Genomic DNA, 24,762 nt, shown 5'->3' with positions numbered 1-24,762 from the left:
GCAATGGCGCATTCGCGCTACTCCGGGGCCACGCTCGTATCCGCCGGGCGGGCCTTGTTGATGCTCACCATGAGCACTACGAACACCATGCGCGGGGCCGAGGGCGTCACGCTCACCCGCTGGTAGGTGCCCTGGTCGCTGGGCGCGGCGCCGTAGCGGTAGCCAAACACATTCTCACGGCCCAGCAGGTTGGAGCACGACACGTGCACGATGGTCAGGTTCCGCTTGATGCTGGTCACGTAGCTGAAGTTCATGCTCAGGTCCTGGAAGCTAGGCGTGCGCACGGCCCGGAAGCTGGGGTCGTAGCTCAGGCGCGGGCTGGTGTAGCCGTAGGTGGCGCCCACCAGCGTGTGCAGCTTGCCCACCCAATACTTGCCCACCAGCGAGAGGTTGTGGCGGGCGGCGAAGGTGGGCACGGCCAGCACGGGGTCGGTGCGCTGCTGGCGGCGGGTGTCCAGCAGGCCGTAGCTCACCCAGTAGTCCAGGTTTTTCACCGTTTTGCGGTCGCGGTAGAAAAAATCCAGGCCGCGGGCGTAGCCGCGGCCGGTGCTCTGGTAGGCCGTGGGTTGAAATTGGGTGGCGGCGTCGAAGCGGGTGAGGTGGTCGTAGTTCTTGTAGTAGCCTTCCACGCGCAGCGTGCGGTCGGCGCGAATGCGCTGGAAGGTGAGCAGGTAGTGGTCGGCGCGCTCGAAGCGCAGCGCGTCGTTGCCGTGGGCCGAGAGCAGCAGGTCGTTGGCGGGCGTCTGGTAAAACTGCCCGTAGGCGGCCGAGAGCTGGCTGGCTTCGCTGAGTTGGTAGGCCAAGGCCAGGCGCGGGGCGGCGTTCCAGCGGCCCAGCACGGCCGAGTATTCGGCCGCCCCCCCACCCGGCCGGCCAGCTTACTGCTGAAGGAAATGTTGGCTTCGGCAAAAGCGGCGGCCCGCTGCTCATCAAATGCCCGGCGGGGCAGTTCGGTTTCCTGGCCGGCGTGCTGCTGCCGGGCCTGCTGGGCAAAGCGTTGGCCCAGGCCTTCGGCGCCCACTTTCAGGTTCCAGTAGGTGCCCACCGAGTCGTTGGTGAGCACCACGCGGCCCACCACCGACTCCTCCAATTCGCGGACGTGGCTGATGTCGGCGGCCGGGCCTTGGGTGCCCAAGGCAATGGTTTGCTCGTCGCGGGTGGCGGCCAGGCCGGTGTTCACGCTCCAGCCGCCGCGCAGGGGGCTGCGGAAGCTGGTGTTCAGGTAGGCGTTGTGGTTCTGCAGGTCCACGGGGCGGCCGTGCTGCCAGTCCACGGCCGGCGTGCGCACGCCGGTGTGGGCCGTGGTGAAAGCGCCGTAGGCCTTGAACATGCCCGCCTCGCCCGTCCGCTGCCGGTACGCCACCGAGCCGCTGCCCGACTCCATGGCCGTGAGCACCCGCTGCGGCACCACGCCGAAGTAAGGCTTCATGTTGAAGTAGTCGCCCGCCACGGCCACCGACGCCCGCTCCCAGCGCTGCTGCTGCGACAAACCCACCGAGCCCAGCGAGAGCAGCGTGATGCCCGTCTGAGTTTCCGGGGCCAGGTCCTGGGTGTTCAAAATCACGGCCGCCGACAGCGCCTGCCCGTACTCGGCCGAGTAGCCCCCGGTGCTGAACACCGTGCCCTTGAAGAGCGTGGGCGCAAATCGGCCCCGGGCGGGCGTGCCGCTCACCGTGCCGCCGTAAGGGCTTTGCAGCGGCAGCCCGTCAAGAAACTGCTTGGTTTCGCCGGCGGCCCCGCCGCGCACAAACAGCTTGCCCTCCTCGCCGTTGCGGCTGGTGCCGGGCAGCGTGTTGAGGGCGCCGGCCACGTCGGCCAGGGCGCCGGCCGTGGTCAGAATGTCGAGCGGCTTGAGCACGCTGCTCCGCTTTTCGTCGCTGGCCTCGAAGGCGCCGGCCGTCACCACCACGTCGCCCAGGGCGGCGCGGCTGGCTTTAAGCTTGATGTTGGGCAGCGCGACAGCGCCCTGGCCCAGCTGCACCGGCAGCTCCAGCGGCTCGTAGCCGATGAGGGTCACCATCAGGACCAAGCGGCCCGTTTGGCGGGTCTCGAAGCGGAAGCGCCCCAGCGAGTCGGTGCTGGCGCCGTCGAAGGTGGTTTTCAAAAAGACGTTCACGCCCGGCAGCGGCTGGCCGGCGCCATCGCGCACAGTGCCAGTCAGGCGCGTGGAAGCGGCTGGAACAGGCTGGGCCTGGGCAACGGGGGCCTGGGCGACGACGGGGCGGGCGGCGCTCAGCAGCAGGAGCAGCGGCAGCAGGAGTAGCTTTTTCATAGGACCGGCGGGTAAGTAGTGGTCCAAAGGTGTTGGCCCGTCCGGCTCGGGTTCAACTCCGTGCTACCGAAATGTCGGATGAAGCGGATGAACCGTCGTGCGGGTCAGACCGGCGTTTTTCGGGGGCGGCTGGTCTGCCGGCCATGCCGGCCAGCCGGGGCCCGATGGCGGCAGGGTACGCCTTCCCTGGTTCGTGTGTATTTTCGGCTTTTCACACTTCCCTCCCCTACCATGCGCTTCCGGCATTTCCTCACCTGCCTCAGCCTGCTGTCGATGAGCGCCTGCACCACGGGGTGCAAAGAGTACGACAACAGCGAGGGATTTGCCCGCGCCCAGCTGCCGGCCTACACCGAAACCGGGGCCAACACCCTGGGCTGCGTACTGGGCGCGCAGAAGTGGACCGTGCTGGGCAGCCAACAATTGAAAGGTCCGCTCGGCAGCAGCTGGCAACCCAACATGCTGCAGGTATATAGGGCTAGTGCGGTGCCGCCGCTACTCACGGTGCGGGGCGCAATGACGGGCGTACGCAACAGCATAGAATTTTACGACCGCGAAATCAGCTTCACGTTTTTACTTTCCGACACCTTGGGCGGCCTGCGTCTGCTCGGGGCCGATACTGTCCGGATGCCACCCGGCCAAAGAGCCGAAAGCATGGAAGCCATCGACCTGATTCCGTACCGGGGCTACCGCAGCACCGCCCGCCGCCCCGTGCGCCTACTCATCCGCAAGCTCGACCGCCAGGAGCGCATCGTGAGCGGCACATTTTCCGGCGTGCTTTACAGCGCTACTGATTCCCTGGCCGTCACCGACGGCCGGTTCGATGTGAGGTACTAGGCACGCCCTAAAGGCGCTCCAGTTTCGCTGGTCCTGGCTAACTTTGGCGCAACCTGGTCCGTGGGTTCAGTTTGTACGTTTGTTTTTCCACTTGTTACCCATTCACGGCTGGGTCAGTAGCACCACATGGCTGACTTCCTCGCTTCCCCTGACTACCGGGCCCTTTTTCGTCTGCTGCCCGACAATTACCTGCTGCTGGCCCCCGACGGCACGGTGCTCGACAACACCGACTCCCACGTGGCCGTGTCGCTCCGAACCCGGGAGCAGGCCCTGGGTCAGAACATCTTCGCAGCCTACCCCTCGGCCCCGGAAAGCCAGCGCGACCTGGACGCCTCGCTCGAGCACGTGCGCCGCCACCTCGCGCCCCACACCATGCCCCTGCTGCGCTACGACCTGGAACGGCCCGCCGCGCTGGGCGGCGGCACCGAGCAGCGCTACTGGCAAATCACCCACTTTCCGCTGCTGGACGAGCGCGGCGAGCTGCAGTACATTCTGCAGCGGCCCCAGGACGTGACCGAAGCCACGCTCGCCATGCAGCGCGCCGAGGTGGTGCAGCGGGAGTTCGATGAGGCAACCGAACGCAACCACTTCGTGCTGCAAAGCATGCCCGTGATGGTGTGGACCACCCGCCCCGACGGCTGGGCCGAATACTTTAACCCCCGCTGGACCGAATTCACCGGCCGGACGTTGGCCGAAACCCTGGGCGAGGGCTGGGTTGCTGACCTGCACCCCGACGACGTGGCCCCCACCACCGCCCGCTGGGAAGCTGCCCGCCAACACGGCACTACCTACCAAGTGGAGTACCGCATGCGGCGGCACGACGGCCGCTACCGCTGGCACCTGGCCCGCGGCGTGCCCCGCCTGGGCCCCGATGGGCAGGTGCAAATGTGGGTGGGCTGCAACGCCGACATCCACGAGCAGAAACTGATGGTGGAAGAACTGCTCAAGGCGAATGAGGAGCAGGCCGAGCTATCGGACCAGGCCTACCGGCAGTCGCAGCTGACCCGCCAGCAGCGCCAAACCTTCGACACGCTGCTCACCAATGCCCCGGCCATGATAACCATCGTGCGCGGCCCCGAGCACCGCTACGAGTTTGCCAACACCCTCTTCCGGGGGCTGGTGGGCGGCCAGGACCTGGTGGGCCGCACCGTGGCCGAGGTATTTCCCGAAGTAGTGGGCCAGGGCATTATGGCCATACTCGATGGCGTTTACCGCACTGGCGAGCCCTTCGTGGGCACCGAAGTGTTGGTGCAGCTGGCCGCCGCCGACGGGTCCGGCACCCTGCGCGATGCCTATTTCAACTTCACGTACCAGCGTTTCGAGGAGCACGGCGAGCCGGCGGGCATCACGGCGTATGCCTACGAAGCCACCGAGCTGGTACAAACCCGCCAAGCCCTGCAACAGCTGGGCGGCAGCGGCGCCATCGCGGCGCCGGCAAAGTAGCTTTTCTCTACGCTTCTTTTTCTACCCTATCCTTCACTTCTCAGCGCATGGAACTATCAGTCCTCGACTTTCAGCAGGCCCGCATCAAGCAGGTGCTGTTTAAGTCGCGGCTCCGCTCCGTGCTCTACGGCGTGCGCGAAGCCGACGAGGCCATGTTCTCCCGGCAGGAAAACGCCCTGGGCCAGTGGCTCGACACCGTGGTGAAGCCCCACCACGGCCATCACCCCGAAGTGCGCGAAATAGACCGGACCCTGCAGCAAATGCTCAGCACCGGCCGCGACCTGGCCGCCCAGTACCAGCGCGGCCTCATCGAAGAGGCCCGCCAGGGCCTCGACCAGATAAACCTGCAAGCCGACCGCCTCACCACCCTGTTCGACCAGCTCAGCCACCGCGTTGCCATAAGCGCCTAGCACGGGGCCATCATCCTATAAGTTAAACAGTGCCAAGGCGTTGTTCGTAGTCGCTTCGGCTACTTCTTCCACGTCTTTGCCCAGCAGCTCGGCCACGCGGCGCAGCACGAAGGGCAGGTAAGCCGGCTCGTTGCGCTTGCCCCGGTGCGGCACGGGCGCCAGGTACGGGCAGTCGGTTTCCAGCAGCAGGTGCTCCAGGCCAATGCCCGGCAGCACCTTGTCGGCCCCGCCGTTTTTGAAGGTGGCCACGCCCCCAATCCCCAGCATAAAGCCCAACTTTATTACCTGCTCGGCCTCAGCGGGCGTGCCCGAGAAGCAGTGGAACACGCCGCGCAGGGTACCGTCCTGGGCCGCCTCCACCAGGGCCACGGTTTCGGCGAAAGCCTCGCGGGTGTGCAGCACAATGGGCAACTGGTACTTTTTGGCCATCGCCAGCTGAATTTTCAGGGCTTCCTGCTGCTCGCCCAGCAGGGTTTTGTCCCAATGCAAATCGAGCCCGGCCTCGCCCACTGCGGCAAAAGGCCGTCGGCCCAGCCAGGTTTCTACCTCGTACAAATCCTGCTCGAAGCTGCGCGTCACCGAGCACGGGTGCAGGCCCATCATGGCAAAGCAGGTTTCCGGGGCCTGGGCTTCCAGCTCCAGCATGGCGTCGATGCTGGAGTGGTCCACGTTGGGCATCACAATGGTGCGCACGCCGGCGTCCTGGGCACGGCGCAGGGCGTCTAGGCGGTCGGGTTTGAACTGTTCGGAATAGAGGTGGGCGTGGGAATCGGTGAGGTGCATGGTGGGGCAAAGGTCGGGGTACGGGCAGGGCGCACAACAATTTTCAGCAACAAAACCTCGTTTTTAAGCCAAAATCCATTCACAACGCATTAATACGTTTCAAAACTGAATAATAAGTTTTGAAACTGGTTTATCAGTTATACATTTGACCTATGGAAGAACTAACGAAAACTGAGGAACGCATCATGCAGGCGTTGTGGAAGCTGAAGAAGGCTTTCGTGAAGGACGTCATCGAGCACCTGTCCGACGAGCCCAAGCCGCCCTACAACACCGTGTCGTCGGTGGTGCGGATACTGGAGCGCAAGGGCTACGTGGGCTTCAAAGCCTACGGCAAAACCTACGAGTACTTTCCGCTCATCAGCAAAACCGAGTACCGGGCGGCCAGCCTCAAGCGCATGCTCACGCAGTATTTCGACAATTCACCCACGGCCCTGGTCTCCTTTATGGTGGAAGAAACCCTGAGCCAACGCGAGAAGCAGCAGTTGCTGGACCTGCTGCACGGTTCTGAAACCACCCCCAAGCCCGACGGCGATGCTCAGTAATTTCCTCGTGTACCTGGCCGAGGCCAGCTTCTGTCTGGCCGTGTTTGCGCTGGCCTACCGCCTGCTGCTGGCCCGGCTCACCTACTTCACCGCCAACCGCGCCTACTTGCTGGGGGCACTGGCGGCAAGTGTGGTCATTCCCTTGCTGGCGTTTCCGGGATTGGCCGGTTTGCTGGCGGGCTCCGTTTCGGATTCCCCGGCCGCCGGGCCGTTGCCCTTGCAGCTGAGCTGGGCGGCAGGCGCAACGGCCGCGCCCGCTCCCTCCACCGGGGCCGGCCCGGACCTGACGGCCCGGCTTATGAGCGGGCTGCTGGCCCTCTATGGGCTCGGCGCGCTCCACAAGCTGCGGGCCGCTGCCCGCAACCTGCGCGGCCTCACGCAGCTCGTGAAGCGGCACCCGAATACTGATTTGGGCGCCTTTGCCATCGTGCACCTGCCTGCGCCCGGTTTGCCCGCGTTTTCCTTCGGCCGGCACGTGTTTCTCTCGCCCTTGCACGAGGCCCTGAGCGCCGAAGAGCGCCAGCAGCTGCTGCTACACGAGGGCGTGCACGTGCGGCAAAAGCACACGCTCGACCTGCTGCTGGCTGAAGCCCTGGGCGTGCTTTTCTGGTTCAACGGCCTGCTGCCCTACTTCCGCCAGCAGCTCAAAACCGTGCACGAGTACCTGGCCGATGAAGCCGTGGCACGCGCCCAGACCAGCCCCCGGCCCTACGGCGAACTGCTGATAAAGCTGGCGGCCCGGCAGCCGCCATTTGCCCTGGCCCACGCTTTTTCCAACCAGCAAATTTTTCTACGAATCAAAATGCTCACCCAACCAACCTCCTCACCTATGCAAAAACTTCGTTTCCTACTCGTTTTGCCCGTATTTGCCTTTGCCTGGGCTGCTACCGCCTGCACCGGCGCGCCCGCACCGGGAGAAGTTGCCGCGCCGGCCGCTGCCGCTGGAGCCACTGCCGCGCCAGCCGCTGCCGCAAGCCGCATCGGCCGCATCACCTGGCTAGGCAACACGTATCTGTCGACGGTGGAACTCAACGAAGCCCTGGGCCTGAAACCCGGCGACGCTTACGACTCGGCCGCCGTGGTCCAACGCCTGAACTATGACCCCAGCGGTCGAGATGTTGCCTCGCGTTACATGAACAACGGGTACTTGTTCTTCTCCGTGAAGCCGAGCGCAACGCGGCAGCCTGATGGCACCACCGACCTTGCGTTTACCATCGACGAAGGACGAAAAGCTCGATTGCGCATTATCTCCATTGTTGGCAATAAGAAAACGACGACCACCGCTTTGCTCAAGCTACTGCCCTTGCGCTCCGGCGAAGATTTTAGTCGGGACAAGCTCATGGAATCGCAGCGGCTGTTAGCCCAGCAGGGCGAGTTCGACCCGACCAAAATCAGCATTATTCCCAAGCCCGTCATGCGCCCCGACATGCCAACGGACTTCGTCGATATTGACCTCGTGCTGACAGAAAAAGCCAAGCCGTAATTGGACCGTACTGCGACAACATAAAATAAACCTTGCCCGGCTCATCCCACTTGGCCCAAGTAGGATGAGCCGGGCGAGTTGCGTTTCGGGATTTGCCGCAGTGATTCACTCGTAGCGCCTTCCCTTCCAAACCACCGCCCCCCCGAACAGTCGATAGCCAACCAGGCTGATGGTCAGGCCGAGGGTGTAGAATTCAAACAGCGGCAGCAAATGCCACGGCAGCCGCAACCCGGCCCGGCGGTGCGCCACCAGGGCCAAAGCGCCTTGCACCACCAGTTTCGCCCCCCAGCAGCCCAACGCCGCCACGGGGCCGGCCACCCACGCCACCCCCAGCAGCGCCGGCCAAAACCCACTGAACACCAGCAGCTCCAGGCGCAGGCGCAGCGGCAGCGCCTCCACGCCGCGCAGCCAGCGGCGGCGCTGTTTTAGCAGCGCCGGCCAGGTGAGAATGGGCAATGAGTCGGCCCGCACGGCGGCCTCAAACACTTGTCGAAAACCAAAGCCTGCCGCTAATACGGCTTTAAAAAGCGCGAAATCTTCAGTCACGGAGAAGGGCAGTGCCTCGTAGCCGCCAGTGGCTTCGTAGGCGGCGCGGGTCACGAGCATGTTGTTGCCCATGGCCGTCACGGGGCGGCCCAGGTCGCTCACCACCTGCACCAGGCTCAGCGACAGCAGCCAGTCGATGCCCTGCAACCGGTGAAAAAGCCGCGGCCCGCGCACCGCCGTAATGCCCGTGACCGTGCCCACGCCAGGCACCGCCTGCGCCAGCAGTGCCATTATCCACGTCGGCGGCACGCTGATATCGGCGTCGGTTATGAAGAAATAATCCGTGGTAGCGGCGCGGGCCAGGTGGGCCAGCACGTTGGCCTTGCCCCGCGCTTCCCCCATATTATCAACAATGAAAACCACCCGGAACTGCCCCGCAAAGCTGCGCATGGCCGCCGCCGCGGTCGCCGCCGTTCGGTCGGTACTCGCGTCATCGCCAACCAGAATTTCCAGCAGCTCCGGCGGGTACTGCAGCGCCCGCAGGCTGGCCAGGCAGCGCGGCAGGGCGGCTTCTTCGTCGCGGGCCGCAATCAGAATGCTCACGCGGGGCAACGGGGCCGGTAGGGGCCCGGCCGGCTTAGCGCCCTTACGGGTGGCAAAGCACCAGGCCGCATACGCCATGCCCAGCAGCCAGATAGCCAGGAAACCTAGCAAAAATACCAGCCAGCTAGTACTCACAGCGTAGCAAATTGATAGCCCTGTTCCGCCAGGTGGGCCAGCACCCGGGGCAGCACATAGCGCAGGCGCGGGCTGGCCTTGCGGCTGTCGTGGAACACCACCACATCGCCGGGCCGAATGGCGGCCAGCGCGTAGTGCAGGCAGTCGGACGGGCTGAGGTCGGGGTCGTAGTCGCGGGTGAGCACCGACCACATGGCTATCCGGAACCGCGGGCGCAACGCCCGCAGCAAGGGCCACGTGAGGCGGCCGTGGGGCGGGCGAAAAAGGAGTTGCGGAGCGGCGGCGGCGGTTTGCGGCGCTCCCCCCACTCGCGTCAGCTCCACCTGGCAGCTGGCCACGTCCTGGGCATAAGCGGCGCGGGAACTGGCCCAGGCGCTGCGGTGGTGCTGGGTGTGGTTGCCCAGCCGATGCCCAGCCGCTAATGTTGCCTGAGCAATTTCGGGGTAGCGCACAAGGTTGTCGCCCACGCAAAAAAACGTAGCCTTGGCCCCGAAAGCGGCCAGCTGGTCCAGCACCCACGGGGTCTCTTCCGGAATGGGGCCGTCGTCGAAGGTGAGGTACACTATGGGGGCACCGGTGGAGCTGGTGGGAGCGCCCGTCCACTCGCAGCCGGGCAGCAGGGTGTGCAGCAGCCGGGGCGGTCGCGTGAGCAGCGCCGCATCGAACCGGGAACCCAACCGCATCAGGACCGCACCAGGCGCATGAAGGGTGCCTCTTCCTCATCGGGGGGCATGGGGCCCAGCACCAACGCCAGCACTTCAAGAAAAGCGGCGGAAGTGTCGGGATGGCCGCCGGCGGGGCCGCGGCCCAGGTGGCGGTGCACTTCGCCGGCCCACTCCCCTACCAGGGTGGGCGTGCCAACGGCAGAGGCGAGACCCAGCGCGGCTTCCAGGGTGAAATAGCGGGGACGTGTCTCCTCTGCTTCCGTTTCGGCGGGCTCGTCGTCTTCCTCGTACACGAGGGCCGAGTAGTGGGCCTCCATGGTAGCCTGGGGCGAGGGCAGGTGAAACAAGGCCGTGACCCGGCCGGCTACTTCGTGCCAGCTCAGGCGCAGGCCTTTGGGCGCTACTTTCTCGGCAGCGGGCAGGTTTTCAGCGGCCTTGTCCCACACGTAATGCAGCAGTTCGCGGGCCAAGTAGGGGTCGCTCAGCTCGCGGCGAACCGAGACCGGGCGGCGCCAGGCCAGCTGCGGCAGCAGTATGTGCGTGAAATTATACGGGTGCAAACGGGCCATGGGCACAAAAGTAACGCCTGGCTCGGTGTGGACCGGCAGGCGAGGCAGAATTAGAGTTTGACGTTGCGCGTCGTGAGCTGGCTGAGCTGGCGCGCGTCTGCGACGCGTTGCCGACTGGTTTCGAGCCTGCGGCTCGGGCGAGCGGTTCTTACGGGCCTACTGCACATCGTTCACTGGCGAGCCGCAGGCTCGGCGCCAGTCGGCACGCGTCGCAGACGCGCGCCAGCCAGCCGATTGAAGACGTAAACAGCTACTTACGCTTTGAGTTGAGCCGCCAGCACGGCTTGCCATAACACGGCCGCGCTGCGCTCCCAGGAAAACCGGGCGAGGTTCTCGTGGCCCCGCACCACCAGCTGCTGGCGCAGGTCTTCTTCGTGCCAGAGGCGGGCAATGCCGACGGCAATGCTGTCGGGATTGTGCGGGTCGACGAACAGGGCCCCGCCTTCGCCGGCCACTTCGGGCATGGAGCTGACACTGGCCGTGAGCACCGGGCAACCGCTGGCCTGGGCTTCCACGATGGGAATGCCAAAGCCCTCGAAATAAGGAACGTACACGGTAGCGCAGGCCGCGGCGTAGAGGTCCGCCAGCTCGGCATCGGCCACGCGACCGGTAAAGTGCACGGCCGTCTGGTGGCGCATGCGCTGGTAGGCGTCGAGGATGGGGCCCGCCTTCCAGGCCTTGCGGCCCACGATGAGCAGCTGGGCGCTGGCCGCGGCGGGCCGCCGGCGGTCTTGAACGCATCGAAGGCCCGCAGCAAGTTGCCCAGATTTTTGCGTGGCTGCAAGGCTCCCACAAACAGGAAATACGGCTGGCCATGGCTGAACCGGCGCCGGGTTTCCTGCTGGGCCGCTTCGGGCTGGGACCGGAACAGGGCGGCCGGTGCGTTGTAGGCCACACTGATTTTGGCCGGCGAAATGCCGTAGGTCTGCACGATATCGGCCTTGGTGGCTTCCGACACGGCCACCAGCCGCTCGGAAGCGCGCGCGAACCGGGGCATGAAAAAGTGGTAGTATTTCCGCTGCAGCAGGCCCACATCCAGCGGGAAATGCTCGAAGGCTAAGTCGTGCATCACCGTCACGCGGGGCACGGTGGTGTTCAGCGTCGTGAAGCCGTCAGGACTGAGAAACACCGCGGGCCGGTGCCGGGCCAGCCACCGCGCCACCGCGCCCTCAAACCACGCCACGAACAGCAGCGGATGCCGCGCCGGCGGATACAGCACGTGCGGCACCACGTTGGGCCCGAACAGGTAGCGCGCATCGTAGGCCCGGTCAAACAGAAAGTGAAACGTGACCTCCGGATGCCGGGCCACCAGGCGGCTCAGGGTTTCGTAGGTGAAGCGGCCAATGCCCTCCAGTTGGGCACCAGGCAGCAGAAAACGAGTATTGACGGCAACGTGCATGGGCGAAAGTGCAGACATTGAAATAACATGAACGTCATGCTCATCTGGCGTCCGCTTGTCGAAGCATGACGTTCTTTTTGGGCGTTAATTCCCTTGCCTCCCTGGTAGCAGTTGGGTGACTTCACTGCGCCGCACCAGCCCCGTACCTAATATTATTACTACGAAGACCACACCCATCAAGCCGGATTCCAGCCACCAGTCCAGCGTTTTGCTCAGGCCGTATTGCAGCGCATACCAAGTGCCGCACAGCAGCCCGAAGGCCAGCAGCAACCGGCCCAGCAGCCGGAACGGGACGCTCACGCCGGTGCGGCGCGCCACCAGCACCAGGTAGCCAACGGACACGCCCGCGGCGCACAGCAGCGTATTCAGCGAAGCGGCCACGGCTCCGTATTTGGGCAGCAAAAACAGGTTCAGGCCAATGTTCAGGAAGATACTGCCGGCTACCAGCCAGCTCACGGGCCGCTCGTGGGTGGTGCTGGTGAGCAGGGTGCTGTAGATGGCAAAAAAGGCGTGCACCAGCACGTTGACGAACAGAATTTTCAGGCACCACGTCATGCGGGCCACTTCGGCGGGGGTGCTGTGGCTGAACTGCCAGAACAGCACTTCGCCCCGAAACAGCACGAACGCCACCACAAACAGCAGCGGCAGCGTGAGGATGCGCTGCCCAAAGCGCAGCAGCTCGCGCTGGGCCACGGCATCGCGCGGCACGCTGGCAAATTTGGCAAAAAACAGCGGTAGCACCGTCCAAGCGTACATCATCACGGCATCGACCCAGCGGTAGGCCCCGGCGTAGTAGCCGGCTTCGGTGGGCGAAGCCAGGCGTTCGAGCATCACCATGTCGATGCGCTCGTTCACGCCGTAGAGCAGCGCCATCAGGGCGAAGGGCAGGCTGGCGCGTAGCGCGGTGCGGGCCACGGGCGCTTTCCAGCGGTATTTTATCCGGCCAAACAGGCGCGTCATCAGCCCGTAGAGCACCACCGTGGAGAAGGCCGCTGCCGCCAGCCGGGCGCCCACGTAGCGCGGCAGCGTGAGGCCCACCGGAATGAGCACCAGCACGGCCCCCAGCAGCAGAAACTTCTCCAGCACGGAGAGCACGGCGTCGGTATTGAACTGCTGGTGGGCTTGCAGCGTGCCGCGCAAAAACTGCCCGTACTGCGCCAGCAGCAGCGCCGTGCCGATGGCCCCGAGCAGCACCAGCTCGTAGCCGCGGTAGCCCAGCACCCACCCCACGGCCAGCATGGCGGCCAGCGCCACGGCGTTTAGAGCGCCGCGCAGGGGCAGCAGCGTGGGAAACGTCTCGGCCATGAACGTGGGCTCGGCGGCCACGCGCTGCACCGAGTAGGGCGTGAGGCCCAAGTCCGAGAGAGCGGCCACCACCAGCGTGAGCGCCGACAGGGCCGTGAGGAGGCCAAACGTGGCGTGCCCGAGCCGGTCCTGCACCAGGTTTTCGACCACCACCCAGCCGGGTTTCACCAGCAGGTTGAGCAGTACGACGAAGCTGATATTGCCAAAAAACCGTTTGATGCGAACCGGGGGGATTGATGCGAGAATGAAAAAGCGGCGCGGGGCGCTGGAATCGCAAAGCTACGCACCGCGTTGGAGCAGGCGCGCACGGGGCCGGGCCGGGCCATTTTCCGGCTATCTTTGCCCGCCACCTTCCCGCCTCCTGCCCAATTAAATGCGAGCGCGGGGCAAGCGACTTTCCTTCCTGTATGTCTTCTGCACCTTCTTTCTCGCTGGTCGGCCTCGGGCCCATTATCAACCGCTGGAAATACTTTGTGGCCGGGGCCGTGGCCCTGGCGGCCCTGGTGAGCGTGGTGGTGGCCCTGCTGCTGCCCAACGTGTACCGCTCCACGGCCGTGTTCATTCCCACCAATCCCCAAACGGCGGACCCCGACCGCTTGCTGGAAGACAACGCCATGGCCCGTGGCAAGCTCGAGCTGGGCAGCCGCGCCGAAGACCTGGACCGCGTCATTACCATTGCCGAGTCGCAGCCGGTGGCGGAGCTGATTATTAAGAAATTCGACCTCTACAAGCACTACGAAGCCGGCCCGCCCGGCGACGATGCCACCGACAACTTCGTGCTGAGCGAGTTTGGCAGCAACTTCAGCATCGTGCACAACGAGCGCGACGCCATTGAGCTCACCTTCGCCGACGAGGACAAGAACCTGGCCGCAGCCGTGGCCAACGCCATGGTGCAGGTCATCGACTCGGTGAACCAGCAATTGACGCTGGAAAACCGCCGCACCGTGCTCGACCTCTACCGCCAGCGCTACGAGTACCTGGCCACCAGCTTTGAGCGCAGCCGCCGCGAGCTGGTGGGTGCCCGGCGCCGCTACGGCATCTACGGCTTCGAAATGCAGGGCCGCTACATGGCCAAGCAGGTCATTGAGACCGAGGCCGCCCTGCGCCGGGCCGAAGCCAGCGGCGGCGACGTGGCCGGCCTGCGCCGGGCCCTGCGCGGCCTCACCAAGGCCGACGGCGGCAACCTCATCAACGTGGAAAGCTACGTGCAGGGGTTCGACTCGGTATCCATGTTCAGCAACCGCGTGAATGACCTCGGCACCCGCCTCATCGCGGCCCGCTCGGCCTTCGAAACGGCCGAGCTCAGCATCAAGGGCCGGATTTCCAGCCTGTATCTGGTGCAGAAGGCTTACCCGGCCACCCGCAAGTTTAAGCCGGTGCGCACGCTGCTGGTGGTGGGCTCGGTACTGCTCACGTTCGCGCTGTCGGTGGTGGTCATCGCGCTGCTGGAGCTGTACCGCTACAACCGGGCCCGCGTTGGCCAGCCGGCGTGAACCCGCCCGTAACCCAGCTCCTGCACCGGCTGCGGCGGTCCTTCGACGGGCCCCAGCTCCTCTTTATGGGGTTTGTGGGGCTGCTGCTGGCGGGGGGCGCGGCGGCGCTGCTGCGGCAGCAGCCGGCGCTGCTCCTGCCAAGCATTCTGGCCGTGGGCGGACTGGTGGCCCTCACCGAATGGCGCTGGTTGTACTACGGGTTGTTTTTCCTGCTGCCGTTCAGTGAGGAAATCAGCCTGTTCGGGGGGCTGAGCATGGACGTGCCCTCCGAGCCCATGATGCTGGCCCTCACGGCCTGCGTGGGCCTGGCGCTGCTGCTGGGCACGGTCCGCCTCGCCCGGCGCGACTGGCTGCACCCGCTGGTGGTGGTGCTGGGGCTGATGCTGCTGTGGACGGCCGTGAACACGGCTTTTTCCGTCGATACCGTTAAGTCGCTCAAATACTTGCTGGCCAAGGCGTGGTTCATCGTTCCGTTCCTGCTCGGCACGCTGGTTATCGTGCGGCGCCCGGAGCATACCTGGCGCTTTGCGGCTTTTTACGCGGCGGGCGCGTGCCTGAGCGTGCTCTACGTGGCCAGCCGCCACGCCACCAAGGGCTTTAGCTTTGAGGAAATTAACTGGGCGCTCCACCCCTTTTTCCGCAACCACGTCATTTATGCCACCATGCTGGCCCTGCTCATCCCGTTTGCGTGGCTGGGCTTGCAGGCCACGCGCAAAATGAGCGGGCGGCTGGCCTGGCAGGTGGCGCTGGGCCTGTTGGTATTCGGGCTGCTCACGTCCTACACGCGGGCGTCCATGGTGTCGTTGCCAATCGCGGGCTTGTTTTATGGGGCCATGCGGCTGCGGCTCACCAAAGTGCTGCTGGTGGCCGTGGCCGTGAGCACCGGCGCGGGGGTCGCCTACATCACAAGCGGCGATAATTACATGGAATTCGCGCCCAATTACGAGCGCACCGTATTCAACGGCCACAACTTTGAGAAGCACCTGGAGGCCACCTACAAGCTGCAGGACGTGTCGGGCATGGAGCGGGTGTACCGCTGGGTGGCCGCCACCCGCATGATAGCCGATAAGCCCCTGGTGGGCAGCGGCGCGGCCACCTTCTACCCCGAATACAAACGCTACACACTGAAGAGCTTCCGGACGTACGTGAGCGACAACCAGGAGAAATCAACCACCCACAACTACTTTCTGCTGCAGCTCGCGGAGCAGGGCATTCCGGGCTTTCTGCTGTTCGCGACGCTGGTAGTCACGGCCTTATTGCAGGCCGAGCGTCTTTACCACCGCTCCCGCCACCAGCCCGACGTGCGGCGCGTGGTGCTGGCCGCCGCGCTTTCGTTCGTGGTCATCGTCTTCCATCTCACCCTCAATGAGTTGGTGGAAGTGGATAAAATCGGCCCCGTGTTTTTCGTGTGCCTGGCCTTGCTGATTCGCGCCGAATCGTGGCTGATGGAGAGCAGTGAGCAGTGAGCAGTGAGCAGTGAGCAGAAGAACGTCATGCTCATCTGGCGTCCGCGCAGTCGAAGCATCTCGCGTGCTGCCCACTTAACCTTTCTGTTTAACGACTGAATAATCGCGGCTGGCGCGCGTCGCAGACGCGCGCCAGCCGCACAGCCTACTTAAACCGGCAGCTGAGAATGGTCACGTCGTCGGCAAACTGCGAGTTGTCGACGCTGAAGGCATCGATGGTGCGCATCAGCTCCCGGTGCAACCGGGGCAGCGGTAGGTAGCGGTTGCGCTGCAGCACCGCGAGCACGCCCTCTTCGCCGAACTCGTTGCTTTCCTCATCGAATACTTCGGTTAGGCCGTCGGTGTAGAGCAGCAGCAGCGAACGGGGTGAAATGTGCACCTCGCCCACGCGCAGCATAGGTAGTTCTTCCATAATGCCAAGCATCACGGTGCCGTGCTTGAGGGCCTGCACCGCGCCATCGTCGGTGATGAGCAGCGGGTCGTTGTGGCCGGCATTCACGTACTGCAAGGCGCGGGTGCGGCGGTCGTAGATGCCCAGGAAGGCCGTGATGAATTTCTCGCCGCCGGAATTGCGGAACAGCAAGTGGTTGAGCTCGGGCACAATGGTGGCCATTTCCACGCCCTGGCGCAGCAGCGTGCGCAGGCCGGCCTGGAAGTTGGACATCAGCAGCGAGGCCGGCACGCCTTTGCCGCTCACGTCGGCCACGCACAGCAGCAGGCGGTGGGCATCCACCTCCACCACGTCGTAGTAGTCGCCGCCAATTTCGGTGTGGGGCACGTAGGTGCGCTCAATGGCCAGGTGGCTGTCGTTGGGCAGGTTGCGCGGAAACAGCATGGCCTGCACTTCCTGCGCAATTTCAATTTCCTTGCGCACGGCCGCATCGGCCACGCGCTGCACCTGCAGGCGCCGGTTTTCCACGGCCCCAATTAGGGTGTTGGCCAGCGAGGCCAGGAAAGGGATGAGCTGCTGCCGATCGAAATCACTGCGCAGGCCGCCTACGAATACATAAGCGGACACCTGCTCCTGCCGCAGAATGGGAATTACCAGCTCGTACCGGTCCCAGGCGGGTCCGAGCTGCAGGTCTTCCACCGCCTGGGGCTCGGTGACGCCGCCCTGGATGAGGTGGTCGGAGAGGGTAAGCTTCTCGGCCTCGGTCAGGTCGCAGCCCAGCGCCACCCGGGCGCGAAATTCGCCGTCTTCCAGGGCAAACATCACCAGCTGCACCACGTTGCGCTGGCCCTGCAGGGTGAGGCGCAGCATGTGGTAGAGCTCGTCGATGGTGTGGTCGCGGGCCGTCATGTCGTGCGCCACGCCCAGCACCGTATCCAGCTCAAACTGCTTGAGCAGCAACTGCCGCCGAAGCTGTTTTACCTGCTCATTATGGGCCGCAATCAGACTGGCTAAGGACTCAGCAAGGGGTTCAGCAGATGAAATTTGAGCAGAAGCCATGGGGCAAGATAAGCAACGCGGAGAGAACGAGCACAGCCGAGCTGCGACTACACCGCCACGGGCGTTTTGGGGTCGTAGGCATCCCGGAGGCCATTGCCGAGGAGGTTGAAGCTGAGCACCAGCAGGGAAATGGCGGCGCCCGGCAGCAGCGTCAGCCACAGCCCGGCCTCGGTGCCGAGCAGGTCGTAGCCCTCCTTCACCATCAGGCCCCAGCTAGGCGCGGGCGGCTGCACGCCCAGGCCCAGGAAGCTTAGGCCGGCTTCGAGCAGAATGGCCGCCGCAAAGTTGCTGGTGGCCAGCACAATGAGCGGGCCGCGCATGTTGGGCAGCAGGTGCCGAGCAATGAGGCGGGACGTGGGCAAACCCAACACCCGGCCCGCCTCCACGAACGTGGCCGAGCGCAGGCTCAGCATTTGGCCGCGCACCACGCGGGCCACGTCCACCCACATGGTAAGGCCCACGGCCACAAAGCTGACCCACACGCCTTTGCTGTCCAGGGCCAGCGAAATGGCGATGACCAGCATGATGCCCGGAATGCTCCACACCACGGTCATCAGCCCCAGCAGCAGCGAATCGACCCAGCCACCAAAATAGCCGGCCACCGCGCCCACGGCCATACCCAGCACTACCGAAATGAGCACCGCCACCAACCCAATGCCCAGCGAAATGCGCGTACCCAGCAGCAGCCGGCTCAGCTCGTCGCGCCCGGCTTTGTCGGTGCCCAGCCAGTAGGTGCGGGTGCGGAGGTGGTCCTGGCGCACGGCTTGCTGCAGCTCGGCGCGGGAGCCGGAGCGGCCCACCACGTCGGCCAGCGCCAGCCGGCGCAGCCGCCCGGCATCGGCCGAATGCGCGCCCAGCGGCTTGAGGATGATGGAGTCGCCCGAAAACTGGTAGCCGCCGATGGGGGTTTCCAGCACGTCGGGCTCGCGGCCGTGCAGCCAGGTGGCGAAGATGTTATCGGCCGCCTGGGTGTCGCGGGCCGAGTCGGGCAGGGGCTGCCGCAGCAGCTGCACGCGCAGGCCGGGCCGCTCCTTCTGAATCTGCACGAAGCCGTGGTTGGCGTTGGGCGAGTTGTCGGGTAGCACCCAGTACCCCAGCAGGGCCACCAGCGTGCACAGCGCAATAAAGGCCAGGCCGGCCACAGCGGGCCGGTTTTGCCACAGGCGCTGGCGCACGTAGTACCCCGGCGGCCGGGCCACCGCACGCGCGGTAGCCTGGGGGACCGGGGCCGTGGTTGGAGCTGCTATGACCACTACTAGCGGGTGTTGTGCTGCAGCAGGCCGTCTTTGGAAGCCAGGTAGGAGGCATCGCGGGCAATGGCCCCAAACGAGGTGGTTTCGTAGGCCAGCTCGGTATCGGGGTCGGGCCAGTAGCTGCGGATGAGGCCCTGTTCCAACAGGCTGCGCAGCTGGTTTTCCAGCTCAGCGGCCGGCACGCCCGTCTTCTGAAGTAGCGTGCGGAAAGGGGTGACGAAGTACAGCTCGTCGAGCAGGTCGAATTCGGGGTCAGTCACGGAGAAAGGATGCAAAGCGGGAATTGGGCAAATGTAAGCCGGGCGGCGGCTTTGCTTCTATCGAAATGCAACGGCTGCGGTTACCGCACCATTTGCTTCTTCAACAGCCACCCAGGCCAGAATGGATTTAATTTCCGTGTCCGAAAGGGCGAAGGAGGGCATCTGCTGCTTGCTGTACTTATTGTAGATGGCCACCGCGTACTCGTCACCGCTGGCCACCACTTTGCTGGAGTTCTTAATCCAGGGCAGGAGCCAGGAGACGGGCCGGCGCTTGCTGATGCCGGCCAGGGCAGGGCCAACTATCACTTCGTTCACGGCGTGGCACTGTGCGCAGTTTGTTTTAAACAGGGCGTCGCCCGCCGCAATGGCCGCGACTTCCTCCGCCGAAGCCGGGACGGCCAGGCTGTCTTGCGGCTGCGCGGCCAGCGTATCGACGGCAATCGGGCGGCTGGTTTCACTGGCGAATGACTGCGATGAGAAACCAGCCAGCCCAGCGGCGCTGAGCAAGGTGAAACCAATGAGCACGACGACCAGGGCCATGCCAACTGAAAGGGCGAAACCAACCGAATTGAACCGCATGTGAGGGTGGGCTTTGGTGGAATATAATTGCGGCAAATTTACCCCGCAAGCCCCCGGCGTAGTATTTTTTCCTCGAATTTCTGAGCCCACTCCCGGCGCGTTTTACCGCACTGCCCGGCCCTTCCACTGGTAGCCGCCGCGCCAGCCGGCCGCGCCCACGGCCAAGGCATACGGCGCGTATAGTACCTGCAGCGGCAGCAGGCCCCACATCCACCGGCGACGTCCCAGAAAAGCCAGTACGGGATTTAGAAACCAGGCATCGGCCCCGAGCTTAATAACCCAGGCGGCGCCTACCCAGGGCCAGAGCGCCGGCCACAGCAGCCCCGCTCCCACGCCAACGGCCAAGGCCACGTTGGCGCCCAGCACCAGCACGGCCAGGTGGCGCGGCGCGGTGCTGTGGTAATGCCGCCACTTGCTGGCCCAACGCACCCGCTGGCGCAGCAGCGTGAGCAGGGTAGCCGGAGCGGCCGTGCGCGCAATGGCGGCGTCATCGGCCAGGAAAAAGGCCGTCCCGGGAAAGGCCGCGTGGATTTTGTGCAGTAAAAACTCGTCGTCGCCGCTGGCTACGTGCAGGTTATCGGCAAAGCCCTCCACCGCCTCGAAGGCCGTGCGGCGGTAGGCCAGGTTGGCGCCGTTGCACATGGTGGGCCGCTGCCGGGTAATGCACGCGGCCCCCACCCCAATCAGGCCCGCAAACTCCAGCCCGATGAGTGTGTGCAGAAACGTAGCCGGGCCCGTGAGCAGCACCGGCCCGCTGATGAAATTGGCTTGCGGCGCACGCGCCAGCAGGCGAGCGTAGGCGCGGAGCCAGCCGGGTCCCAGGCGGCAGTCGGCATCGGTGCATACCAGCCAGGGGGGGGCGGGGCGGCCGCCAGGGCGGCGAGCAAGGCAGCCTTCTTGCCAGTTTGGGCCGGGGGCAGGCTGATGAGCCGCAGCACGAAGTGGGTGTGTTGAGCGGCCTGGGCCACCAGGGCAACTGTTGCGTCGGTAGAATGGTCGTCGGCCAGCAGCACCTCGAACTGGGCGGCGGGCAGGATTTGTGCGCCAAGGTCCAGCAGGAGCTGCGGCAGGTTTTCGGCTTCGTTGCGGGCGGCAATGAGGATGGAGAAGAGCGGCGCGGCGCCTGGGGCAACCGCGGCTTCTGCAGTGGCAGTAGTTTCGGGCTCTGAATAGGCAGCCAGCACGTTGCGCTGCCAGCCGCCGCGCAGCCAGCCCATTACGCCCGCGTACAGCACGGGTACCGCCAGCAACCCCAACCCCGCCCCCATCATCGGCCCACGCGCTTATCGCGCAGCACCCGCAGCCCTGGCACCAGCAGCAGGCCCGCCGCGCTGGGCAAGGCTATGTTGATGACCCACAAGCTCAGGCTGGCGCTGAGCACCGGCAGCGCCGGCTGCCCCAACAGCCCAAACAAATGCGTGGCCGACAGCTCCCGCACGCCCACATCGGCCAGGGCGTTGAGCGAGGGCACCAACGATTTCAACAGGAACGTGCCCGCCACCGCCGCCAGGCCCGGCCCCAGCGGGGCCGCCACGCCATAGGCCGTGAGCAGCAGCAGAAACTGCCCGCAAAACACCGCGTAGCGCAGCGCCGAAATGGCCAGCACCGCGTGCAGCGCCCGCGCCGGATACGTGGGCATAATGGCCAGCGCGGGCCGGAACCGCCGCAGCGGCCGCCACAGCCCCAGCGCCGCCAGCAGCAGCCGCGAGCGGTAGAGCGGCACCAGCACCGCCGCGCAAATCACCCCCGCCGACACCATCACGCCCAGCGCGGCAGCCGGGTAGCCGTTCAAATAAGAGGTCAGCAAAAAGTACAGCAGGCCCGCTACGCCCGCCAGCACCGTGACCACCAGCTGGCAGTAGCGCCCCAAAAAAACGGCCCCCAGCGCACTCACGCGGCGGCTTTTCAGCTCCAAGATGCGGCCGGCGTAGTCGCCCACCCGGTTGGGCGTGGCAAAGCCCAGCGTGAGCCCCACCAGCACCGCCCGCAGGCTGCGCCCGAACGTGACGGGCTCCAGGTGCCGGGCCAGCCGGTACCATTTCCAGGCCTCCAGGCCCCAGTTGAGCGGAACCAGTGTCAGGGCCCAGAGCACGGGGCCCCGGCCGGCGCCGCTCAGGCTGGTAGCCAGCAGCGTGCGCCAGGCCGCGGCGGTGTCGGGCTCGGCAAAAATGGAATTATAGAGCAGGCCCAGCGTGAGCAGCGTGACCAGCACCTTGCCCCAGAAAACCCACCGGCCCCACTTGCGCGGGGCGGGACCTTTTTCGGGGTCGTTTGCACTTGTAGCAGATACCGCTGCGGCCGGCGCGGCCCCGGCGGCCTGGCTAGCGTCGTAGCTTTGCAAAGGAAGTTCGGTGGCCTCGGCTATTTCGACGCTTCCGGCTTGCTCTTCCTCACCCTCGCTCCTTTGGCTGCCCCCCTTCGCCCCCGCCCCGCTCCCGCCGTCGAGCTGCTGCCCAAAATCATCATGGGCGTGGACCCCGGCACCCAGATTATGGGCTACGCCCTGATTGAGGTGCGCGGCCAGCGGGTCGACGTGCTGTGCTACGACGTTATCAATATGAAGGCGCTGGGGTCGAATCACGCCGTAAAGCTAAAGCGGATTTTCGACCGCATGCTGGAGCTCATCGACGAGTACCTACCCGACGAGCTGGCCATTGAAGCCCCGTTTTTCGGGGTCAACGTGCAGAGCATGCTCAAGTTGGGCCGGGCCCAGGGCGTGGCCATTGCCGCCGCCCTCTCGCGCCAGATTCCCTACGTGGAGTACGCCCCCACCAAGGTAAAGCAGTCCGTGACGGGCTCCGGCTCCGCCACCAAGGAGCAAGTGGCCCACATGCTGCGCCAGACGCTCACGCTGCCGCCCATTGCCGAAGCCTCCAAGTTTCTGGATGCCACCGATGCGCTGTCCGTGGCCCTGTGCCACCACTACATGAAGGGCAACAACACCACCGTGAGCGGCGGCAAAAGCTGGGGCAAGTTTCTGGCTGAGAACCCCGAGCGGCTGGGAGCCAGCACGGGTGCGGCCAAGAAAAAAGCGGCTACGAAATAGCAGGCGCTTGCTAGAGGAGTTGGTTTTTTCAATAATTTACCGTGGAGCAGTAATTATACCCGGTTTACAAATACTCCGGTGAACACGGCTATTTTATTCCTTTCATGCTTCCTGGTCCTTCCATATCTGCTCTTCATAAACGTCAAAAACATATTTATTTAGCACAATTAAAATGTCATCAAACTGCATAGCATTACCAATAGCAGCCTTAATTACATCAGCTTCTTCAAATTGGGTTATGATGTCATCATCTTTATCAACGCAATTCGTCAGCTTTTTTTTCAACTCACTGAGGTGGTAAGCGCCGTTAAAGGTCCAAACGATGTCTACGTCAAGAGTCGGATTATAAATCGTATTTGCCAAAGATTTAGTCCACCAGCTAATTTTCAAGTTCGCTGATACCTGCCTAAATTTCCACTTGACGCTGGTATTATCGAATAAATCGACTGTATCGAAATAAGCTGTGGTAAGCTCACGTACAGAAGCTTTTGATAATACTGAGGCGCTTTGGATAATGTTGGGTACCCCATTGTTTCCAATTGCAATGAGGGGAAATTGTGGTTGGCGCATCGTGCGTTGATAAAGCTGTGGTTGGCAACACTTGAACCTGATGGCACCAATTTAAATCCCCGCCCGCAGCTCCCCCACCGCATACGTCACCGCATACCCGCTGATATCTACCCTATCGCCTCTTAGCCGGCACCAGAGGTCGCCGCCGCGGGGCGAAATCTGACGGGCGCGCAGCTCGGTTTTGCCGAGCTTCTCGGCCCAATAAGGAATCAGGGTGCTGTGGGCGGAACCCGTGACGGGGTCTTCGGGCACGCCCACGCGGGGCGCGAAGAAGCGGGAAACAAAATCTACCCCATCGGTGCCGGGCGCGGTGGCGATGACGCCCACGTATTCGAGGGCCGCAATGCGGGCGTAGTCGGGTTTCAGGGCGCGCACTTCGGCTTCGGTGTTGAACACGACCAGCAAGTCGCGGGCGGCCAGCACGCGCAGCGGCGTGGCGTGCAGGGCGTCGGTGAGGCCGGTGGGGTGCGTGGTCATTTCCTGGGGCGGGCGCGAGGGAAAATTGAGCGTGAGGCGGCCGTCGGCTTCGCGCGACACGTGCAGCGGGCCACTTTGGCTGTGGAAAATCACCTCTGCCTCGGCGAAACCCAGGTGGGTAAACAGGACGTGAGCCGATGCCAGCGTGGCGTGCCCGCACAAGTCGATTTCGACGGTGGGCGTGAACCAGCGGATGTCGTATTCGGACTCGGCCCCGGCGCGCGGCACGATGAAGGCGGTTTCGGCGAGGTTGTTTTCAGCCGCAATTTGCTGCATCTGCGCGGTGGGCAGCCAGGCTTGGAGAGGGCACACACCAGCGGGGTTGCCGGCAAACGGGCGCTGGGCGAAGGCGTCGACGTGGAAATAGGGTATCACGGGAGAAGGCAAGTGGGTGAAATGGAACGGTGCAGGTGCTTAAAGGCGGTGTTGCGAGGCAAGAATACGGCGAAGCCTTTGCACGGCGCGAAATAAATGGGACATTCGCAGATTTTTCAAAATAAATTTGGGGACGTGCAACCGCCCGGGCCGTCCGCCGGTCAGGCCCTCACAAGGCGGGTGCTGTACAGCTCGCCTTACCTCTGCTTTCCTTATGCCGCCTCCCCTTGCCCCGGTCGATGAGGCGCTGCTGGCAGCCTGCCGGCGCGGCGAATCGGCGGCACAGCACCAGCTCTACCAGCAGCTGGCGTATCTGCTCATGGGCGTGTGCCTACGCTACTGCCCCAACCGGGACGAAGCGGAGGACGCGCTCCAAAACACGTTCGTTAAAATCTTCACCCGCCTCCACCAGTACCGGGGCCAAGGGCCCTTCGAGGCGTGGGCCCGGCGCATTGCCGTGACCACCTCCCTGCACGCGCTGGAGCAGCACCGTCTGCGCCACCCCGCCCCCGGCCTCGACCCCGACGACGTGGCCCACGACCTGCCCAGTGCCGAACCCTCCGCCGTGGAGCGGCTGGCCGCCGACGACCTGCTGGCCCTGCTGGCCACGCTGCCGCCCGGCTACCGCACCGTGCTCAACCTCTACGCCGTGGAAGGCTACTCGCACCAGGAGATAGCCGAGCTCCTGGGCATTGCCGAGGGCACCTCCAAATCGCAGCTGGCCCGGCCGCCGCCTGCTCGAACGCCGCTTGGCGGCTCAACATCACCCCCAATTGCCATGACCGACCGCAAACCCGACGACTTGTACGATGCCCTGCGCAACCGCCTGGCCGACTACGGCCAGGAGCCGCCGGCGCAGCTGTG

24 protein-coding genes and 3 pseudogenes are annotated in these 24,762 nt (G+C 64.6%); 9 read left to right on the top strand and 18 right to left on the bottom strand.

The genetic code is table 11. The features are described 5' to 3' along the window. Positions 1-17: 17 nt before the first annotated feature. Positions 18-839 carry a TonB-dependent receptor domain-containing protein gene (locus BEN47_RS21890; protein ID WP_239691464.1) on the bottom strand — a complete coding sequence of 274 codons (822 nt, stop codon included), beginning with the start codon at positions 837-839 and terminating at the stop codon, positions 18-20. Between the two features lie 1,073 nt (positions 840-1,912). Then, a pseudogene (locus BEN47_RS22785) lies at positions 1,913-2,272 on the bottom strand (carboxypeptidase-like regulatory domain-containing protein); the annotation flags it as partial. A 231-nt stretch (positions 2,273-2,503) separates the two neighbouring features. Between BEN47_RS22785 and BEN47_RS01310 the strand changes: the two are divergent. The 3 genes from BEN47_RS01310 (at position 2,504) to BEN47_RS01300 (ending at position 4,959) form a co-directional block, all read left to right on the top strand. Then, positions 2,504-3,106, top strand: coding sequence for a Riean_0653 family protein (locus tag BEN47_RS01310; RefSeq protein WP_070724396.1), 603 nt, complete (start codon positions 2,504-2,506; stop codon positions 3,104-3,106). Positions 3,107-3,232: 126 nt separating this feature from the next. Continuing rightward, complete coding sequence (locus tag BEN47_RS01305; protein ID WP_070724395.1) at positions 3,233-4,549, top strand: PAS domain-containing protein; 1,317 nt, start codon at positions 3,233-3,235, stop codon at positions 4,547-4,549. A gap of 47 nt (positions 4,550-4,596) precedes the next feature. Next, a complete protein-coding gene (locus BEN47_RS01300; protein ID WP_070724394.1) occupies positions 4,597-4,959 on the top strand; it encodes a hypothetical protein in 363 nt (120 codons plus the stop codon). Positions 4,960-4,974: 15 nt separating this feature from the next. Here BEN47_RS01300 and BEN47_RS01295 read toward each other — a convergent pair whose 3' ends face one another. Then, a complete protein-coding gene (locus BEN47_RS01295) occupies positions 4,975-5,742 on the bottom strand; it encodes a TatD family hydrolase (RefSeq protein ID WP_070724393.1) in 768 nt (255 codons plus the stop codon). Positions 5,743-5,894: 152 nt separating this feature from the next. Here BEN47_RS01295 and BEN47_RS01290 point away from each other — a divergent pair, with 152 nt between their 5' ends. Both BEN47_RS01290 and BEN47_RS01285 read left to right on the top strand, forming a co-directional pair. After that, positions 5,895-6,284: a BlaI/MecI/CopY family transcriptional regulator gene (locus BEN47_RS01290; protein WP_070724392.1), complete on the top strand. Its 390-nt coding sequence runs from the start codon at positions 5,895-5,897 to the stop codon at positions 6,282-6,284. After that, a complete protein-coding gene (locus tag BEN47_RS01285; protein ID WP_070724391.1) occupies positions 6,274-7,767 on the top strand; it encodes a M56 family metallopeptidase in 1,494 nt (497 codons plus the stop codon). The genes BEN47_RS01290 and BEN47_RS01285 overlap by 11 nt, the downstream gene beginning before the upstream one ends. 105 nt (positions 7,768-7,872) lie before the next feature. On the opposite strand, the gene BEN47_RS01280 is transcribed toward BEN47_RS01285, so the two are convergent. The 6 genes and pseudogenes from BEN47_RS01280 to BEN47_RS01255 form a co-directional block, all read right to left on the bottom strand. Then, complete coding sequence (locus BEN47_RS01280) at positions 7,873-8,991, bottom strand: glycosyltransferase (protein WP_083321994.1); 1,119 nt, start codon at positions 8,989-8,991, stop codon at positions 7,873-7,875. Then, positions 8,988-9,674 carry a polysaccharide deacetylase family protein gene (locus BEN47_RS01275; RefSeq protein ID WP_083321993.1) on the bottom strand — a complete coding sequence of 229 codons (687 nt, stop codon included), beginning with the start codon at positions 9,672-9,674 and terminating at the stop codon, positions 8,988-8,990. The genes BEN47_RS01280 and BEN47_RS01275 overlap by 4 nt, the downstream gene beginning before the upstream one ends. Further along, entirely contained in the window at positions 9,674-10,225 is a 552-nt protein-coding gene (locus BEN47_RS01270; protein ID WP_070724390.1) for a hypothetical protein, read from the bottom strand. Before BEN47_RS01270 ends, BEN47_RS01275 begins: the two co-directional genes overlap by 1 nt. A gap of 254 nt (positions 10,226-10,479) precedes the next feature. Continuing rightward, positions 10,480-11,238: a glycosyltransferase family 4 protein gene (locus tag BEN47_RS22780; RefSeq protein WP_369073807.1), complete on the bottom strand. Its 759-nt coding sequence runs from the start codon at positions 11,236-11,238 to the stop codon at positions 10,480-10,482. Next, positions 11,169-11,624, bottom strand: a pseudogene (locus BEN47_RS22775) (glycosyltransferase); the annotation flags it as partial. The gene BEN47_RS22780 and the pseudogene BEN47_RS22775, both read right to left, overlap by 70 nt. A gap of 84 nt (positions 11,625-11,708) precedes the next feature. Beyond that, complete coding sequence (locus tag BEN47_RS01255) at positions 11,709-13,127, bottom strand: oligosaccharide flippase family protein (RefSeq protein WP_262490368.1); 1,419 nt, start codon at positions 13,125-13,127, stop codon at positions 11,709-11,711. A 209-nt stretch (positions 13,128-13,336) separates the two neighbouring features. On the opposite strand from BEN47_RS01255, the gene BEN47_RS01250 reads away from it, so the two are divergent. Together BEN47_RS01250 and BEN47_RS01245 are read left to right on the top strand one after the other, a co-directional pair. Continuing rightward, positions 13,337-14,422: a GumC domain-containing protein gene (locus tag BEN47_RS01250; RefSeq protein ID WP_070724386.1), complete on the top strand. Its 1,086-nt coding sequence runs from the start codon at positions 13,337-13,339 to the stop codon at positions 14,420-14,422. Next, a complete protein-coding gene (locus BEN47_RS01245; RefSeq protein ID WP_083321991.1) occupies positions 14,419-15,888 on the top strand; it encodes an O-antigen ligase family protein in 1,470 nt (489 codons plus the stop codon). Before BEN47_RS01250 ends, BEN47_RS01245 begins: the two co-directional genes overlap by 4 nt. A gap of 145 nt (positions 15,889-16,033) precedes the next feature. Here the strand turns inward: BEN47_RS01245 and BEN47_RS01240 are convergent, their stop codons facing one another. The 7 genes and pseudogenes from BEN47_RS01240 to BEN47_RS01210 all read right to left on the bottom strand — a co-directional run bounded on the left by BEN47_RS01240 (position 16,034) and on the right by BEN47_RS01210 (position 21,771). Further along, positions 16,034-17,338: a PP2C family protein-serine/threonine phosphatase gene (locus BEN47_RS01240; RefSeq protein ID WP_083321990.1), complete on the bottom strand. Its 1,305-nt coding sequence runs from the start codon at positions 17,336-17,338 to the stop codon at positions 16,034-16,036. Between the two features lie 47 nt (positions 17,339-17,385). After that, positions 17,386-18,591, bottom strand: a complete 1,206-nt coding sequence (locus tag BEN47_RS01235; RefSeq protein WP_239691463.1) for an ABC transporter permease — start codon at positions 18,589-18,591, stop codon at positions 17,386-17,388. A 2-nt stretch (positions 18,592-18,593) separates the two neighbouring features. Continuing rightward, positions 18,594-18,851, bottom strand: coding sequence for a hypothetical protein (locus BEN47_RS01230; RefSeq protein WP_070724385.1), 258 nt, complete (start codon positions 18,849-18,851; stop codon positions 18,594-18,596). A gap of 57 nt (positions 18,852-18,908) precedes the next feature. Further along, entirely contained in the window at positions 18,909-19,391 is a 483-nt protein-coding gene (locus BEN47_RS01225; RefSeq protein ID WP_083322006.1) for a c-type cytochrome, read from the bottom strand. Between the two features lie 141 nt (positions 19,392-19,532). Next, on the bottom strand, positions 19,533-20,252 hold the full coding sequence (locus BEN47_RS01220; RefSeq protein WP_239691473.1) for a glycosyltransferase family 2 protein: 720 nt from the start codon (positions 20,250-20,252) through the stop codon (positions 19,533-19,535). A gap of 53 nt (positions 20,253-20,305) precedes the next feature. Continuing rightward, positions 20,306-20,647, bottom strand: a pseudogene (locus BEN47_RS21875) (glycosyltransferase); the annotation flags it as partial. A 50-nt stretch (positions 20,648-20,697) separates the two neighbouring features. Then, positions 20,698-21,771 carry a lysylphosphatidylglycerol synthase transmembrane domain-containing protein gene (locus BEN47_RS01210; protein WP_158010781.1) on the bottom strand — a complete coding sequence of 358 codons (1,074 nt, stop codon included), beginning with the start codon at positions 21,769-21,771 and terminating at the stop codon, positions 20,698-20,700. A gap of 123 nt (positions 21,772-21,894) precedes the next feature. Between BEN47_RS01210 and ruvC the strand changes: the two genes are divergently transcribed. Then, the gene (gene ruvC / locus BEN47_RS01205) at positions 21,895-22,476 is read left to right on the top strand and encodes a crossover junction endodeoxyribonuclease RuvC (protein ID WP_070724462.1); all 582 of its coding nucleotides are present in this window, start codon (positions 21,895-21,897) and stop codon (positions 22,474-22,476) included. 102 nt (positions 22,477-22,578) lie between these two features. On the opposite strand, the gene BEN47_RS01200 is transcribed toward ruvC, so the two are convergent. Both BEN47_RS01200 and BEN47_RS01195 read right to left on the bottom strand, forming a co-directional pair. Continuing rightward, positions 22,579-23,046, bottom strand: a complete 468-nt coding sequence (locus BEN47_RS01200; protein ID WP_070724381.1) for a hypothetical protein — start codon at positions 23,044-23,046, stop codon at positions 22,579-22,581. A 51-nt stretch (positions 23,047-23,097) separates the two neighbouring features. Further along, positions 23,098-23,898, bottom strand: coding sequence for a PhzF family phenazine biosynthesis protein (locus BEN47_RS01195; protein ID WP_438830490.1), 801 nt, complete (start codon positions 23,896-23,898; stop codon positions 23,098-23,100). A gap of 214 nt (positions 23,899-24,112) precedes the next feature. On the opposite strand from BEN47_RS01195, the gene BEN47_RS01190 reads away from it, so the two are divergent. Continuing rightward, the coding region (locus tag BEN47_RS01190) for an RNA polymerase sigma factor (RefSeq protein ID WP_070724379.1) at positions 24,113-24,762 on the top strand (650 nt) is incomplete at its 3' end.

Origin of the sequence: Hymenobacter lapidarius, from assembly GCF_001816145.1 — a bacterium.
In the GTDB taxonomy this organism is placed as follows: domain Bacteria; phylum Bacteroidota; class Bacteroidia; order Cytophagales; family Hymenobacteraceae; genus Hymenobacter; species Hymenobacter lapidarius.
The sequence above is the reverse complement of the archived record's forward strand: the minus strand, read 5'-3'. Positions and strand labels throughout refer to the sequence as shown.